This window comes from uncultured Pelagimonas sp. (assembly GCF_947498515.1).
Classification (GTDB): Bacteria; Pseudomonadota; Alphaproteobacteria; order Rhodobacterales; family Rhodobacteraceae; genus Pelagimonas.
Genome location: NZ_CANMKO010000007.1, coordinates 134,079 through 148,016, shown reverse-complemented (window position 1 = coordinate 148,016; position 13,938 = coordinate 134,079). Strand labels below are relative to the sequence as shown.

The following is a 13,938-nucleotide window of genomic DNA, read 5'->3' as shown; positions in this document are numbered from 1 at the left end:
CCGGTCCTTATACTCTAATATCCAGACCGTCATGAACGACAGATACTGGTTGATCCGTTTGGGTTTGCTCATCAATTCCCAAGTCACGGCTCTCGGGCCCAAGTTGTTTTTGATTACCTTGAGCACCTTGGTCTCCAAAGGTGAAGCCGGTCGCATCAAAACCACTTTCGGCCAGCTCTTTGGCTAGCTGGTCGATATGCCGGCGGATCAGATCAAGTGTCTCAGTTCTCTCAGCTACAATATGAACGTTTAATCCCTGTTCATTCTGCGTAAACTGCATTCTGACTGATCCAAGCTCTTCTGGGTTTAGGCGCAGTTCAACGCCCCCTTCCGACATTTTTTGGATTCCATCACTAATCTGACGCATTACTTGCGTCGCTTCTTGTCTCGAAGCTTGCCACGGGCTGGAAGCGGGGCTTGGGACGGAGATCTGACGGGTTTCCGAGGAACTAGATAGTACGGCGAGCTCTGGGCTACCTACGTAGTCATCTAAACCCACCAGAGATGGGTGATTTACACCAATAGATTGTTGAATCAAAGGTTTTGGGCCGGTCGCTTCGGAAATTGGGATCGGTGGTCTTTCAATACTTTTTGAATCACTGCTTAGTCGAATGTCGTATTCTGCGGCGTCAGTTTTAGTACGTGAAGGGGCTTCGATTCCATTCTGCACTAGCTTAGGCAATTCTTCTCCGATATCAATAGGGTCAGCACTGACAGGAATCGAGTGTTTCTCTATTATTTCATTCAATGGAATTGTTTGGTGTTTCGGAATGCTATCGTACTTGATGTCTTCTCTATTTCGAGTTCGATCTGGGTTCGCTTGCTTATCTGTTTTCCCAGGAATCAGGTTTCGCAGTGAAATATCCAAACTCTGAACTTCCGACGAAGTTACCAGGCCTTCTAGATTGCGGGTAGATGGGGCCGCACTTTTTTTCGTATCTATAAAATCACTAATAACGGGTTGCTCCGGCATTTGTGTAGAATTCGAAACATCCTTTAAATGTTTCAACTCAATTGGCTGCGAACTGGGACCGTTAATTTGGTGCTCCGCCATATTAATTGAACTACGTATTACTTTTTCTGGAGCCATCTCTGTTTTTTTGGATAATACTGTTTCCAATTGCGGAGCGTTTGTAAGCAAGGGGGCTGGGGTCTGCAGGCGTCTTTCAATCCTGACTTGAGGAAATTCGCTTGGTGTTTCAGCCAGTTGCTTTGTTTGCAAAGGGCTTTCGTTGCGTTGTGCACTTTGCTCGACTTTTACTTCGGGGGTTGCCAGAATTTGCTCTCCTACACGCACATCAGTGTTTAAGACAGGAGATGGAAACTCATTTCTGGAAACCTCAAAGTTTGATGACTTTGAAACATGGAGCGATTCTTGAGGTGCCCTTTGCTCAGAGAAATCCTCGAATTTAGCATGACTAAACTGCGCTGATGCTTTCAAAACTTCCCCAGTGCTGTTTTCCGCTTGATCAATTCGTGGCACGGGAAAGGACGAATCTCGACTTGAATCAGGTAAAGTCGACACAACATGCTTTGTAGCAGTATCTCCTGAAGTGAAATAACTCTCCTGGGCTACCACCAATGGGCGTTTGGATTGAACTGAGTGTTCACTTTCTTCGGGAATTCTGGGTGACGTTTCCGAATGAACATTTTGACGTACAGTCTGAGTTAGCGAAAACCCTTCTTTCGAAACTTTCTCAGCCGAAGGCAGCGCAACATTTGCTTTCACATGCTCCACTGGTCCCACGTTCAAAGGAAGACCTAACGGTCTGTTCCTATTGGTGAAAAATGGTATTGTGGAGGTATTTTTCGCGTCTTCTTCGGTATCTGAAGGTGTCAATTGACTGGGCGAAAAGTTGCCGCCTGGGTTGGGGACGCGGGCTAAGAGCTCCAAGGATCTTTTGCCGTCAGCCTGTGGCTCCAGGGTCTCGGGTGAATAAGTTGGATTTAAGTCGACTCTTTTTAACTGTTTTTCAGACTGCCCTTGTTCTGGATCATTGGGGCTGAAACTTTTTGTTTCTGACAACACGAAGCTGTCGGCGGCTGCTGGGACTGTCGCCGTCTCAAGCTCTGGGAAAGAGCGAGTTCTGCTGTGCGAATCAGACTCTGGGACGGTCGTCGACATTGGAAAAATTTCGACAGGAACTTCGATAGGATCAAGGCTTCGATCCACTTCGGCAGACGTGTCTTGCTCAAAGGAGAAATGGTGCTCGGACTCTTCATGGGCTATCTTCGATTCCATATCGCTTGTTTCGTGATCTTCGATTGGATCGCCGTCAACAGAGGTGGTTTTATCTAAGCCATTATTTTCTATAGAACTTTCGACTAAGCCTTCTTCTGAATCTTCGTCTTTAATCCTGGGAATATCCCCCTCGACAGAAGAGTTGTCGTCTTCAAGCTCCGAAAAAATTTGGGCAAAGTCGATATCTGCAGAGGCGCGTTCTTTGGACTGCGTGCTGTCAGGATTTTGGGTCAGCCCTAGGAGGCTAGTCAATTGAGTAAGCATGTGAGCTCCGGGAATTCTTCCTTGCTCACCTTTTAAACCAAACTTCCTTACTGCTTCTTTACCGAGCTCTGTTCAAAGTCATTCAAGTGAGTCGAATTGGAGTAATTTGCGATGGAAATACAATCCACACTGCCAACTGTATCAACAGGCCAAGATCAAGCCCTGCGAAAAGCTGCACAGGAGCTAGAAGCGAACTTCCTTGCTGAAATGCTAAAATCCGCGGGAATTGGAAAAACACCAGAGGGTTTCGGAGGCGGTGCCGGAGAAGATCAATTCGCCTCATTTATGCGGATGGAACAAGCTCGTGAAATGTCCGCCAACGGCGGCATAGGGTTGGCTGAATCCATATTCGACGCACTGAAGGATAGAATGAATGACTGATGTATCGCTAACTGAACAGCTTGAGGTTCTCCTGCAAGCTGAACGAGAGGCCCTTTTGGCCGGTGATTTCGAGAAAATCGCTGAGCTATTGGAAATAAAAGAGATTATAGCGGAAAAGTTGGGCGATCAAAAAATTTCGACTCAAGAGTTGGCACCACTTCAAGACGGTATGCGCCGTAATCAAGAGTTGTTTGACCAAGCGTTGGCTGGAATTCGAAATGTTGCCTCGCGGTTGGGAGATTTGCAGCGGGTTCGCCGATCGATGGATACCTATGATGCCTATGGCCGACGAATGACAATTGATGCGCCTCAGGAAAAGAAACTTGAGCGCAGAGCGTGAGCATTTACCTCAAATCCTATGGATCTTTGCGAGCGCCCTTAGGCCTCCGTTAGTAATCCCGGGTCAAATTGGCATTGCACCAAATCAAGGTGGCGCAGCTTGGATATGCCCAGAGCTGCAACCGTCAGAAAGACGTCAGAAGTGCCGCTCGCGGCAAATGCAACCGGCGCAAAAGCGCTTTTAAAAACTAGGGACTTTTTAAATGTCTAGCATCCTGACGAACAACGGCGCAATGGTTGCGCTGCAGACTCTCAAGTCGATCAACTCGAATATGGCCGATACCCAGTCGAAGATCTCGACCGGTAAGTCGGTTGCAAACGCCAAGGACAACTCAGCCGTTTGGGCCATCTCGAAAGTGATGGAAGCAGACGTCAAAGGCTTCAAGGGCATTTCCGACAGCCTTAACCTAGGCCAGTCGACCGTTGCAGTTGCTCGCCAAGCGTCTGAAACCGTGACCGACCTGTTGACCGACATCAAAGGCAAGATCGTTGCTGCGCAAGAGGAAAACGTCGATCGCGACAAGATCCAGACCGACATCGACGCGCTGCGCGACCAGATTGGCGCCGTTGTAGGTGCGGCTCAATTCAACGGCCTGAACTTGCTTGAAAATACGGGATCAACCGCTGGTTCTGGATCCATCAATGTCTTGGCATCCCTTGACCGGTCCTCTTCTGGGGTCACCGCATCCGATATCAGTGTCGCGAAACAAGATTTGGGTTCAACTGCTCAAACAGCAGGTACACGTACAACCAACACTGGCGGCTCCAACAGTGCTATCGCTGACGGCGCAACTGCTTTGGCGGTTACCTTCACTGGTACTCCAGAAGCAGGTATGTCTTATGAGGTCGTCGCAGGTGGCTTAACGTTCTCGGACCCAGTTCAGTATGTTGCTCGCGATGGCGATACGCTGGGTGATGTGACCAACAAAATGGTTGACGCTTTGAACGAGCAAGCGGCGATTGATGAAATCGATGTGTCGTTTGCGACCAACGCAACTACTGGCCAGATTGAAATGACCAACAATACCGGGGCGTCTATTACAGTAGCAACTGCGGACGTTTTCCAATCTGCTGCGACCGGTGAGAGTGACGGTACCGTCGGTGGTGGCCTTGCCAATCTGGCCGACATTGATGTCACCAGTCAGGCCGGTGTTGATGAAGCGTTGATCCGTGTCGAAGGTTTGATCCAAACTTCAGTGGATGCAGCTGCCAACTTTGGTTCGGTCCAAGGTCGTATTGAAACCCAGTCTGATTTTATTTCGGGTCTGACCGACGCCCTGAAATCAGGCATTGGGTCACTTGTTGACGCGGATATGGAAGAAACCTCGGCGCGACTGCAAGCGCTTCAGGTTCAGCAACAGCTCGGCGTTCAGGCCCTGTCAATCGCCAACCAGGCACCACAGCAGCTTCTGTCGCTCTTCCGTTAACAAAACTTGATGGGGAAGGGCTGGTTCCAGTTCCTCCCCATCCTTCAATTCCATGCACCAGGCAAGGTGGCGCAGCCTAAATTAACAGGTCTGCATCCGTCAGAAGGACGTTGAAAATGCCGAATTCGGCGCATGCAACTGGCGCAAAAGCGCTGTAAAACCCTAAGGACAAAACACATGTCTAGTATCCTGACAAACAACGGCGCAATGGTTGCGCTGCAGACTCTCAAGTCGATCAACTCGAATATGGCCGATACCCAGTCGAAGATCTCGACCGGTAAGTCGGTTGCAAACGCCAAGGACAACTCTGCCGTTTGGGCCATCTCGAAAGTGATGGAAGCAGACGTCAAAGGCTTCAAGGGCATTTCCGACAGCCTCAACCTAGGCCAGTCGACTGTCGCAGTTGCTCGTCAAGCATCAGAAACCGTGACCGACCTGCTGACCGACATCAAAGGTAAAATTGTTGCGGCGCAGGAAGAAAACGTCGACCGGGACAAAATCCAAACAGATATTTCCGCACTACGAGACCAGATTGGCGCTGTTGTTGGCGCGGCTCAATTCAACGGATTGAATCTGCTTGACAACAAAGACACTACAGCGGGCTCGGATACTATTAACGTACTCGCATCTTTGGACCGTTCTTCTACTGGCGTGTCTGCGTCTGACATCTCGGTTTCAAAGCAAGACTTGGGAACGAGTGCTGCGACAATTACTGGAGCTGCTCAGGCGACAGGTGGTACCCAAATGAGTGGTACAACCGCAGGTGCTACTGACGCTCTGACCGGTGCCGGTACAGCGGATACAACGGACTTTACCATTGTAACGGCCGAAGTTGCCGCCGGGGTTGGCTATTCTATTTCGTTGTCTGCGGGAGCAGGTGATTTTGCTTCAGCCAACACCTCAACGGCAACTGGACGTCCTTCCGAAATTATGTATGTGGCGCGAGAAGGCGACACAGCCCAAGATGTCTTTGACAACTTGAACGACGGATTGAAGTCTCACCTAGCAGGTGCGGGGCTTGATTCAGACGATATGTCCATGTCCTTTAACTCCACAACTGGTGCTGTAACTGTCACAGGTTCGACGACAGTTGGAAACGACATCACTGTCCGTTCTGATACTTATGCGGACACAGGAACGGATATTGGTGGTGGCCTTGGTGAACTAGCCAACATTGACGTAACCACACAAGAAGGCGTCGATTCAGCACTCACAGCAATTGAAGGCTTTATTCAAACGTCTGTTGATGCCGCCGCCAACTTTGGTTCTGTTCAGGGTCGCATTGAAACCCAATCGGATTTCATCTCGGGTCTGACCGATGCTCTGAAATCTGGTATCGGCTCGCTTGTTGACGCTGATATGGAAGAAACTTCTGCCCGTTTGCAGGCGTTGCAGGTTCAACAGCAGCTGGGTGTTCAGGCTTTGTCGATTGCTAACCAGGCACCGCAGCAACTGTTGTCACTCTTCCGTTAACTCGGAGTTCAGGAAGGCCAGAGGAACGCTGGCCTTCCCATTTTAAATTTTCAGAACATGAAAACCAGAAGGTTGTGAAGTGAACGCCCAGTCCCTAGCCCATCGTGGTTACTCCCAAAACGCCCGAACCACTCAAACGCCTCGCGGTACAGAGTATGAACTGATTGCACGGATAACGCATCGAATAAAATCCTCTGCGGAAGCAGGTCCAAGATCTTATCCGAAGTTAGTTGAGGCATTGTCGGACAATCAACGACTTTGGACCACCTTGGCTGTCGATGTCGCTGATACAGACAATGCTCTCCCTCAGGAATTGCGTGCACAAATCTTCTATCTTGCGGAATTCGTTCAGCAGCATACGGGCAAAGTTTTGGCACGAAAAGCACGCCTTGCCCCACTATTGGAAATAAACGCTGCAATCCTCAAGGGGTTGAGCGGTCGGAGGATAAAACGATGAGTGGATTGGTACTGAAACTTGGACCTCGTGAACGTGTCCTTATCAACGGAGCCGTTATTGAAAACGGTGATCGACGTAGTCGTCTGTCGATTGTCACACCAAATGCCAATGTTCTTAGGTTGCGTGATGCAATTCACCCAGATGATGCAAAAACCCCGGTCCGAAGATTGTGTTACTCTGCACAGCTGATTTTGACCGGCGACACAGATATGGTTGACGCTCGTCAACAACTTCTCCCTCGCATTGAAGAGCTAAGTCACATATTGATCGACTCGGATAGCAGGCGCCTTCTGTCGCAAGCCACCGAAGCTTTGTTGAGCGATCAGTTTTATCAGTGCTTGAAAGCTTTGCGTGCATTGATTCCTCGTGAGGACCGGCTTTTGGCCGCTAGACAGCTATGAGCTTTCAGCCTGTAATTGTTGGGTCTGGCTTGGTTGGTTGGCAATTTCTAAAATCAACGGAAGAGTCGCAAAAGCAAGTTTTCAATAGCGGAGCAGAGCTATTACGAGATACAGACTATTTTGAATCCAACATCGCCAGTATCAAGACGGCAGAAGATTTAGTTGCAGATCGGCGGTTGCTTAAAGTTGCTCTTGGTGCGTTCGGCCTACAGGATGACATAGACAATAAGTTTTTTATCAAAAAGATACTGGAGGAGGGTATCTCTGATACGGGTTCGCTTGCGAACCGCATGGCTGATGAACGCTATAAGTCATTGACAAAGGCTTTTGCATTTGATTCGCCGCTCGGATCAAGAACATCACTAAGTAATTTCCCAACAGAGATATTGACAAAATACCGCGCGCAAGAATTTGAGATTTCCGTAGGAAATCAAGATGAAACTTTGCGCTTGTCGATGAATTTTGAACGTAACCTTCCGGAGATAGCTGGATCCGATGGTACAGATGATACTAAATGGTTTCGCGTTATGGGCACAACACCAATTAGAACTGTTTTTGAAACTGCTCTTGGGTTGCCAAGTAGCTTTGCGCAACTGGATTTGGACAAGCAACTGGAAACACTACGAGATAAAACACAGTCTCGTTTTGGAGTAAGTGAAATCGAAGATCTCTCCGATCCAGAGATAATGGGGAAAATCGTGCAAACTTATTTGTTGCAAAGCCAAATCAAAAACTTTGCGGCCACATCTTCTAATCAGGTGGCGGTTACTTTGTTGCAACAAATTCCCCGAACTTCCATTTTCGGGTGAATAGTCAAAAGTTTTACCGGGGGGGGATTACCCCCCCGCCCAGTTTTTTTACCGACTTTGCACCATTGCCTTTTGTTGCGACCGTTTTGAAGGGGCAACATTGGCCCTCCTAAGAATAAGCTGCAGTTTTTGGAAAGATGACTCAGGCCCGTTTGGGGATTTTTCCGCTAGAAACTTGTCTATTTCTGGCCACGCGCGAATGGCTTGGTCTAAGATGGGATCCTCTCCGTCACTATAAAGGCCGGCACGAATCATTGTTTCAGATCTAGCATATGCCCCCAGAAGCTGCCGTACCTGATTGATAATCTCGTTCTCCTTGCTGCTGGCGGCCTCTGGAAGGCTTCTGGAAACCGAACGAAGAAGGTCAATAGCTGGGAAACGACCTCGTTCTGCAATTTGCCTTTCCATAACGACATGCCCGTCTAGCACACCGCGAAGAATGTCTGCGACTGGTTCATCCATATCCGAACCTGCTACCAAAACGCTAAAGATTGCTGTGATGTCTCCAGAATCGGATATTCCAGGTCCTGCGCGTTCGGCCAACCGCATGATTTGGTGTGCAACAGACGGTGGGTGCCCACGCAGGGCCGGCATTTCCCCAGAAGCAATGGCAACCTCGCGATGCGCTTCTGCGAAGCGAGTAATAGAATCAGCCAAATAGAGAACGTGCAATCCTTGATCACGGAAATGTTCGGCAATGGTCATAGCCGCTAGCGGGCAACGGCGTCGTTCAAGTGGCGATCGATCTGATGTTGCGGCGACTACTACGCTACGTGCCATACCTTCGGGTCCAAGAACGTTGCTGACAAAATCTAAGACTTCTCTCCCACGTTCCCCGACCAGTGCTAATACCACAACGTCAGCCTGCACGCCTTGCGCTAGTTGCGCTAGCAGCCGCGATTTGCCGACACCAGATCCGGCAAACAAGCCTACGCGTTGACCTTTAACAATCGGCAAGAGAGTATCGAATATTGATAGACCAGTAGAAAGGCGCTCACCAAGCTGTCTTCTAGCTGCCGCTGGTGGGGGGCTTGCCCTAAAGGGTCTACGACGCGGTCCGGGGCCCAAGGGAGCCCCATCAAGAGGCCGCCCATACGCGTCAACGACACGACCAATCCAACTATCACAAGGTGCCAAAGTCGGCGGGCCAAGAACAGCGACACGATCACCTTTGGATACTCCATCCGCCGCTTCGTCGGGCAACATTGCTACAAGGTCATCCCGAATTCTGATCGCTTCTCCTCCGAGCTCTCCATCTGGCCGAATAAGGCGTAACCGATCACCGATGCATGCATCTTCCGCTAGCCCGCGAACCCAGATTGTTGTTCCATCCACTGCTTGTACACGACCAACGGCTTTGACCGGGTGCATCTGCGCGATTCTAGCCCGAAGGCCAGTAATGTCTTCTTCCATCGGTCACTCCATTCATTTCTCTGCAAACTGTTTCTAAAGGAATCAGGGTTAAGCCTTGGTTGAAACAAATCGAGGGAGAAGCCCCGATGTTCCAAAACTTGGACATCTTCAGAACGGCGATGGCTATGGCAAAGCATGCTGGCAACCAGCAAGCTTTGAGCGCACAAAACATCGCCAATGCGGATACACCCGGATATCGCGCACGTGAAATGCCTAAATTTCAAGACACTTTGCGCAGTTCTTTGATCGACCAAAAAGCAACTCGATCAACCCATTTGCATGGGCAATCGGGCCGCGGTGCTGATGGATCAGTTGTTAAAACTGTGCTCGATCCCAACGGAAACTCCGTCTCTCTCGAAGAAGAGATGGTCAAAGCTGTGGATGCAAAACGCCACCACGATAAGGCGCTGGCGATCTATCGCAGTAGCCTGACAGTCCTGCGAACCAGCCTTGGTCGATAATCAGTAAGGAGCTAAACATGAGTGCTTTTTCAGACGCCCTTTCTGTCACTTCTAGCGGCTTGCGCGCCCAAGCAAATCGCCTGCGAGTGGTGTCAGAAAACATCGCAAATGCTGATACGCCGGGATACCGACGCAAAACAATCCCGTTTGAGATTGAAAGAACTGGGTCGGATTTAGCGCGTGTCCAAGCAGGAAAACCCAATTTGGACAAAACAGAATTGGCGCGAATCCACGATCCATCGCACCCGTTGTCTGATGCAAGTGGCCACTACGAAGGCTCTAACGTCGATCTGATCATCGAAATTGCCGACGCCAGGGAAGCCCAGCGCAGCTACGAAGCCAATCTCAAAATGTTCGACCAAACCCGTCAGATGTCGACGGGACTCATGGATTTATTGCGTCGATAAACTTTAATTCAAACAGGAGGCCAGAATGGACGTCCGATCACTTTTTGCTGCTCAGAAATACGCAGCGTCTATGCCAGCAATGGAGCCGAAGCCCGAAACTCCGGCGCTCGCAGAATCTCAGTTTTCAAAATTTGCTGATGAATTTGCCGGTACTCTGCGCCAAGCAGAAGCCGCCTCGCAAAGTACAATGGTTGGCGATGCCGATCCACATGCATTGGTTGAGGCGCTTGCCCAATCCGAGCTAGCTGTCGAAACCGTTGTTGCGGTACGTGACAAGGTTGTCGAAGCCTATCAAGAAATTCTTCGGATGCCGGTCTAACTGATGCTAACCGAAGCCATTTTCTTTGACACGCTACGCCAGGGCCTTTGGGTGGCGACAATCACCTCTATCCCGATTCTGTCTGCAGCTCTTATTGCAGGGGTCGGCGTAGGATTGTTTCAGGCTCTGACATCCATCCAGGAAATGACGCTGACATTTGTACCAAAGCTTCTGGCTATCGTCGCTGTGTTTTGGATTTCGATGAGCTTCATGACCCGCACGTTGGTGGATTTCTTCCAGAACCAGATCATCCCGATCATCACCGGAGGCTAAAATGGAAACCGCAGGCTATACAACACTATCTCGCCAAACCGGCTTGATGCGTGAATTGCAGGTGATCGCGAACAATATCGCCAACGCCAACACCAGTGGCTTTCGCCAAGAAGGTGTCATCTTTTCAGAATACGTTACAGAAGGTGATGGTGTGTCTGGCGTCGCAATGGCGGCTGCCCGGGTTCGCAACACATCCTACGTTCAAGGGACCCTAGAACAGACTGGCGGCACCTTTGATATGGCGATCGAAGGCGATGGTTTCTTTCTGATCCAAGCACCAGAAGGTCAACGCCTGACACGCGCCGGGGCGTTTTCCCCAAGCGCTGAAGGAACGTTAGTAACTTCAGATGGTTACCCGGTTCTCGACGCCGGTGGGACGCCGGTTTTTGTTCCACCACAATCTGACGATCTTGCTATTGGGCGGGATGGCACCCTCAGCAGTGATGGCCGTGCCATTGGTCAAATCGGCGTGGTGCGCCCGTTGGACGAAAAACAAATGGTGCGCGAGGGCGGGGTCTTGTTCCGGGCGGATGGTGGTTTTGAACCCCTTGAAGATCCGCGTGTTGTGCAAGGTTTCGTCGAAGCGTCCAATGTTGATCCGATCCTACAGGTTGCACGGATGGTCGAAGTCCAGCGCGCCTATGAGTTGGGTCAAAGCTTCATGGAAAGAGAAGATGAGCGGGTCAGATCTGCTCTCAAAGCATTCATCAAATAAGGAGGCTGAAATGCGAGCGTTGAAAATTGCAGCAACGGGCATGAGCGCCCAACAAATGCGGGTTGAGGTTATTTCTAACAACCTCTCAAACATGAGCACGACCGGGTACAATCCACGTCGCGCCGAGTTTGCCGATTTGCACTACCAACAGATGACTCGGGCTGGTACGGTCAATGCCTCCGACGGCACAGTCTTGCCAACTGGTATTCAGCTAGGGCTTGGCGTTCGGCCATCCGCGGTCTCTGTGCAACTCTCTCAAGGGTCATTGTCCGCAACAGGTGGGGACTTGGATGTCGCAATTGAAGGGGCTGGTTACTTAGAAGTGACCCTGCCGTCGGGCCAAACAGCCTATACCCGCGACGGGGGACTAAAACGGACAGGCGAGGGCTTGATCGTCACTTCGGATGGCTTTCCGGTGTCACCGGAAATCGTCATTCCCTCTGATGCGCTAAGCATATCGATCAACCCCGAGGGTGAGGTGTTTGCGTATTTCGCAGAAGACGCGGAAGCCCAGCTATTGGGGCAATTTACCATGTCCGGCTTTACCAACCCCAAGGGTCTCGAAGCGATTGGCTCCAACATGTTCACCGAAACAGAGGCGTCTGGACCAGCTATCCAAACAACCCCTGGTCAAGACGGGTTGGGTTCGCTGAGGCAGGGTTATTTGGAGGACAGTTCCGTTGATGCTGTTCGAGAAATCACTGACCTAATCGAAGCCCAGCGCGGATACGAGCTGAATTCCAAAGTCATTTCGGCGGCCGACCAAATGCTGAGCGCAACCAGTCAGGTGCGCTAATGAAAACGTTGTTCGCCATATTGCCGTTGTTGGCCAGCCAGGTTGCGGCGGACACGATCGTCGCGACAAGGTCAATCCGGCCACAACAACTCATAACCGCCGACGATGTTCGATCGGAACCAGCGGACGTCGAAGGCTCCTATGCCTTTCTCGGAGAGGTCATTGGACAAGAAGCGCGGGTCGCAATTTACCCAGGGCGCGCTGTAATGTTCGGACAAGTTGGACGACCGGCATTGGTTGAACGCAACCAAATGGTGGAGCTCATCTTTTCACTGGGTGGTTTGAGAATAGCCGCAGAGGGCCGAGCCTTGGCACGTGCCGGAGCTGGGGAGCGTATCCGCGTCATGAACACTGATTCCAAGACGGTACTTTTCGGCACTGTTGCTGAAAACGGTTCCGTATTGGTAACCAACTGAGGACAATACTTTGAGATTTATTAGCCTTCTCGCTCTAATTTTGCTTGTTTCGGCCTGCGGACGTATCAATCACATCGGCAAACCACCAGATTTTACCCCGCCGGCGAAAAGCCCAGAGCGTGTTGCCATGATTGCCTCGGGTATTCCCGATGCAGCCCCTTTGGGACGCAGGACAGAAGCCGCGTCTTTGTGGAGCGGTGGGCAGACGTCTTTGTTGGGTGACCGGCGGGCTATCAAGCGCGGTGACATCATGACCGTGGTTATAGAAATCGATGAAAGCGCTGAAATCTCAAATAGCACTGACCGTTCCCGATCTGGGTCTGAAAGTCTTGAAATTCCTCAGCTTTTTGGCATTCCGCAAAGAATCAACCAAGGAATCACAGATGGTGCAAGCCTTGATAATGCCGTTGATTTGGGAAGTTCCAGTAAATCGAACGGCAGCGGATCTGTTAAACGCAGCGAAACCCTTACTCTTCGAATTGCGGCGACGATAACAGATGTTTTGCCCAACGGAATTCTCGCCATTGAAGGTATTCAAGAAGTTCGAGTCAATTTCGAAATGCGTGAACTGTTGGTGTCTGGATATGTCCGCCCAGAAGATATCTCCCGTCAAAACGAAATCACTTACGACAAAATCGCCTCAGCACGTATTTCCTACGGTGGGCGCGGCCAGATTAGTGACATGCAACAACCTCGTATCGGCCAGCAAGTTCTGGACGTCGTTTTACCTTTCTAAGGAGGCATCATGCGGAAGCTTTTACCCATTATTCTTGCTCTGCTCGGAACCGGTGCAGGTGTTGGCGCGGGCCTCTTTTTGATGCCCGAAGCGAGTACAGAAGACATGCATGCAGCCGTCGACTGTGTTGTGCCTGTTGACGAAGTAAAACACGAAAGCCCCGAAGCTGAAAGTGAGGGGCCCGCAGAAGGGCGTGAGTATGTTAAGCTGAACAATCAGTTTGTCATTCCGGTTGTCGGCCCGGATCGCGTGACAGCACTGGTTGTTGCATCATTAAGTGTCGAAGTCGCCTCTGGGACCACCGAAGTCGTGTATGCCCGAGAGCCGAAACTAAGGGACGTCTTCTTGCAGGTTCTTTTTGACCACGCAAATATCGGCGGGTTTGAGGGGACTTTTACAAGCAATGATCGCATGAGCATTTTGCGCTCTGCACTTTTGGAAGCCGCTAAACCTGTTCTTGGCAACGATTTGTCCGACGTTCTGGTTACTGAAATTGCGCGTCAAGATTCATAGATGCCAAACAGAATTGGGTAAAAACAAGGGCACCGTCATGTTTGTCGGTGCCCTATAGTGACCAGACGCCGGCCTTTCTCGATTTGATCAGGCGTG

18 protein-coding genes are annotated in these 13,938 nt (G+C 50.4%); 16 read left to right on the top strand and 2 right to left on the bottom strand.

Annotation, left to right across the window (positions count from 1 at the left end):
* Positions 1–7 precede the first annotated feature (7 nt).
* Complete coding sequence (locus Q1A43_RS14395) at positions 8–2,506, bottom strand: flagellar hook-length control protein FliK (protein ID WP_299936280.1); 2,499 nt, start codon at positions 2,504–2,506, stop codon at positions 8–10.
* Positions 2,507–2,617: 111 nt separating this feature from the next.
* On the opposite strand from Q1A43_RS14395, the gene Q1A43_RS14390 reads away from it, so the two are divergent.
* The 7 genes from Q1A43_RS14390 to Q1A43_RS14360 all read left to right on the top strand — a co-directional run bounded on the left by Q1A43_RS14390 (position 2,618) and on the right by Q1A43_RS14360 (position 7,793).
* On the top strand, positions 2,618–2,887 hold the full coding sequence (locus tag Q1A43_RS14390; RefSeq protein WP_299921807.1) for a rod-binding protein: 270 nt from the start codon (positions 2,618–2,620) through the stop codon (positions 2,885–2,887).
* Positions 2,880–3,227 (top strand): flagellar protein FlgN, encoded by a 348-nt coding sequence (locus tag Q1A43_RS14385; protein ID WP_299936277.1) that lies wholly within the window; start codon positions 2,880–2,882, stop codon positions 3,225–3,227. Before Q1A43_RS14390 ends, Q1A43_RS14385 begins: the two co-directional genes overlap by 8 nt.
* Before the next feature lie 202 nt (positions 3,228–3,429).
* Complete coding sequence (locus Q1A43_RS14380) at positions 3,430–4,653, top strand: flagellin (protein ID WP_299921805.1); 1,224 nt, start codon at positions 3,430–3,432, stop codon at positions 4,651–4,653.
* Positions 4,654–4,830: 177 nt separating this feature from the next.
* The gene (locus tag Q1A43_RS14375; RefSeq protein ID WP_299921804.1) at positions 4,831–6,126 is read left to right on the top strand and encodes a flagellin; all 1,296 of its coding nucleotides are present in this window, start codon (positions 4,831–4,833) and stop codon (positions 6,124–6,126) included.
* Positions 6,127–6,205: 79 nt separating this feature from the next.
* Positions 6,206–6,583, top strand: a complete 378-nt coding sequence (gene flaF / locus Q1A43_RS14370; protein WP_299921803.1) for a flagellar biosynthesis regulator FlaF — start codon at positions 6,206–6,208, stop codon at positions 6,581–6,583.
* Positions 6,580–6,984 carry a flagellar biosynthesis repressor FlbT gene (gene flbT / locus Q1A43_RS14365; protein ID WP_299921802.1) on the top strand — a complete coding sequence of 135 codons (405 nt, stop codon included), beginning with the start codon at positions 6,580–6,582 and terminating at the stop codon, positions 6,982–6,984. Before flaF ends, flbT begins: the two co-directional genes overlap by 4 nt.
* Positions 6,981–7,793 carry a DUF1217 domain-containing protein gene (locus tag Q1A43_RS14360; RefSeq protein ID WP_299921801.1) on the top strand — a complete coding sequence of 271 codons (813 nt, stop codon included), beginning with the start codon at positions 6,981–6,983 and terminating at the stop codon, positions 7,791–7,793. Before flbT ends, Q1A43_RS14360 begins: the two co-directional genes overlap by 4 nt.
* Positions 7,794–7,841: 48 nt before the next feature.
* Here Q1A43_RS14360 and Q1A43_RS14355 read toward each other — a convergent pair whose 3' ends face one another.
* Positions 7,842–9,206: a FliI/YscN family ATPase gene (locus Q1A43_RS14355; protein WP_299936275.1), complete on the bottom strand. Its 1,365-nt coding sequence runs from the start codon at positions 9,204–9,206 to the stop codon at positions 7,842–7,844.
* An 86-nt stretch (positions 9,207–9,292) separates the two neighbouring features.
* On the opposite strand from Q1A43_RS14355, the gene Q1A43_RS14350 reads away from it, so the two are divergent.
* Genes Q1A43_RS14350 through Q1A43_RS14310 form a run of 9 tightly spaced genes read left to right on the top strand, consistent with a single transcriptional unit; the run spans position 9,293 to position 13,842 of the window.
* Positions 9,293–9,667: a FlgB family protein gene (locus tag Q1A43_RS14350; protein WP_299936272.1), complete on the top strand. Its 375-nt coding sequence runs from the start codon at positions 9,293–9,295 to the stop codon at positions 9,665–9,667.
* Between the two features lie 17 nt (positions 9,668–9,684).
* On the top strand, positions 9,685–10,074 hold the full coding sequence (flgC, locus tag Q1A43_RS14345) for a flagellar basal body rod protein FlgC (protein WP_299921798.1): 390 nt from the start codon (positions 9,685–9,687) through the stop codon (positions 10,072–10,074).
* 25 nt (positions 10,075–10,099) lie between these two features.
* Positions 10,100–10,393 carry a flagellar hook-basal body complex protein FliE gene (gene fliE, locus Q1A43_RS14340; protein WP_299921797.1) on the top strand — a complete coding sequence of 98 codons (294 nt, stop codon included), beginning with the start codon at positions 10,100–10,102 and terminating at the stop codon, positions 10,391–10,393.
* A 3-nt stretch (positions 10,394–10,396) separates the two neighbouring features.
* Entirely contained in the window at positions 10,397–10,666 is a 270-nt protein-coding gene (locus Q1A43_RS14335) for a flagellar biosynthetic protein FliQ (protein ID WP_299921796.1), read from the top strand.
* 1 nt (position 10,667) lies between these two features.
* Positions 10,668–11,381, top strand: a complete 714-nt coding sequence (locus tag Q1A43_RS14330; RefSeq protein ID WP_299921795.1) for a flagellar hook-basal body complex protein — start codon at positions 10,668–10,670, stop codon at positions 11,379–11,381.
* A 10-nt stretch (positions 11,382–11,391) separates the two neighbouring features.
* Positions 11,392–12,177 (top strand): flagellar basal-body rod protein FlgG, encoded by a 786-nt coding sequence (flgG, locus tag Q1A43_RS14325; protein ID WP_299921794.1) that lies wholly within the window; start codon positions 11,392–11,394, stop codon positions 12,175–12,177.
* The gene (gene flgA / locus Q1A43_RS14320) at positions 12,177–12,593 is read left to right on the top strand and encodes a flagellar basal body P-ring formation chaperone FlgA (RefSeq protein WP_299921793.1); all 417 of its coding nucleotides are present in this window, start codon (positions 12,177–12,179) and stop codon (positions 12,591–12,593) included. The genes flgG and flgA overlap by 1 nt, the downstream gene beginning before the upstream one ends.
* A gap of 10 nt (positions 12,594–12,603) precedes the next feature.
* Positions 12,604–13,329 (top strand): flagellar basal body L-ring protein FlgH, encoded by a 726-nt coding sequence (flgH, locus tag Q1A43_RS14315; protein ID WP_299921792.1) that lies wholly within the window; start codon positions 12,604–12,606, stop codon positions 13,327–13,329.
* Positions 13,330–13,338: 9 nt separating this feature from the next.
* Positions 13,339–13,842, top strand: coding sequence for a flagellar basal body-associated protein FliL (locus tag Q1A43_RS14310; RefSeq protein WP_299921791.1), 504 nt, complete (start codon positions 13,339–13,341; stop codon positions 13,840–13,842).
* The last annotated feature ends 96 nt before the right edge of the window (positions 13,843–13,938 follow it).

What these genes read in the sequence shown, in the direction of transcription:
- Q1A43_RS14395 (WP_299936280.1), bottom strand. Translation starts at nt 2,506, where the DNA reads ATGCTTACTCAATTGACTAGCCTCCTAGGGCTGACCCAAAATCCTGAC.
- Q1A43_RS14390 (WP_299921807.1), top strand. Translation starts at nt 2,618, where the DNA reads ATGGAAATACAATCCACACTGCCAACTGTATCAACAGGCCAAGATCAA.
- Q1A43_RS14385 (WP_299936277.1), top strand. Translation starts at nt 2,880, where the DNA reads ATGACTGATGTATCGCTAACTGAACAGCTTGAGGTTCTCCTGCAAGCT.
- Q1A43_RS14380 (WP_299921805.1), top strand. Translation starts at nt 3,430, where the DNA reads ATGTCTAGCATCCTGACGAACAACGGCGCAATGGTTGCGCTGCAGACT.
- Q1A43_RS14375 (WP_299921804.1), top strand. Translation starts at nt 4,831, where the DNA reads ATGTCTAGTATCCTGACAAACAACGGCGCAATGGTTGCGCTGCAGACT.
- flbT (WP_299921802.1), top strand. Translation starts at nt 6,580, where the DNA reads ATGAGTGGATTGGTACTGAAACTTGGACCTCGTGAACGTGTCCTTATC.
- Q1A43_RS14360 (WP_299921801.1), top strand. Translation starts at nt 6,981, where the DNA reads ATGAGCTTTCAGCCTGTAATTGTTGGGTCTGGCTTGGTTGGTTGGCAA.
- Q1A43_RS14355 (WP_299936275.1), bottom strand. Translation starts at nt 9,206, where the DNA reads ATGGAAGAAGACATTACTGGCCTTCGGGCTAGAATCGCGCAGATGCAC.
- Q1A43_RS14350 (WP_299936272.1), top strand. Translation starts at nt 9,293, where the DNA reads ATGTTCCAAAACTTGGACATCTTCAGAACGGCGATGGCTATGGCAAAG.
- flgC (WP_299921798.1), top strand. Translation starts at nt 9,685, where the DNA reads ATGAGTGCTTTTTCAGACGCCCTTTCTGTCACTTCTAGCGGCTTGCGC.
- fliE (WP_299921797.1), top strand. Translation starts at nt 10,100, where the DNA reads ATGGACGTCCGATCACTTTTTGCTGCTCAGAAATACGCAGCGTCTATG.
- Q1A43_RS14335 (WP_299921796.1), top strand. Translation starts at nt 10,397, where the DNA reads ATGCTAACCGAAGCCATTTTCTTTGACACGCTACGCCAGGGCCTTTGG.
- Q1A43_RS14330 (WP_299921795.1), top strand. Translation starts at nt 10,668, where the DNA reads ATGGAAACCGCAGGCTATACAACACTATCTCGCCAAACCGGCTTGATG.
- flgG (WP_299921794.1), top strand. Translation starts at nt 11,392, where the DNA reads ATGCGAGCGTTGAAAATTGCAGCAACGGGCATGAGCGCCCAACAAATG.
- flgA (WP_299921793.1), top strand. Translation starts at nt 12,177, where the DNA reads ATGAAAACGTTGTTCGCCATATTGCCGTTGTTGGCCAGCCAGGTTGCG.
- Q1A43_RS14310 (WP_299921791.1), top strand. Translation starts at nt 13,339, where the DNA reads ATGCGGAAGCTTTTACCCATTATTCTTGCTCTGCTCGGAACCGGTGCA.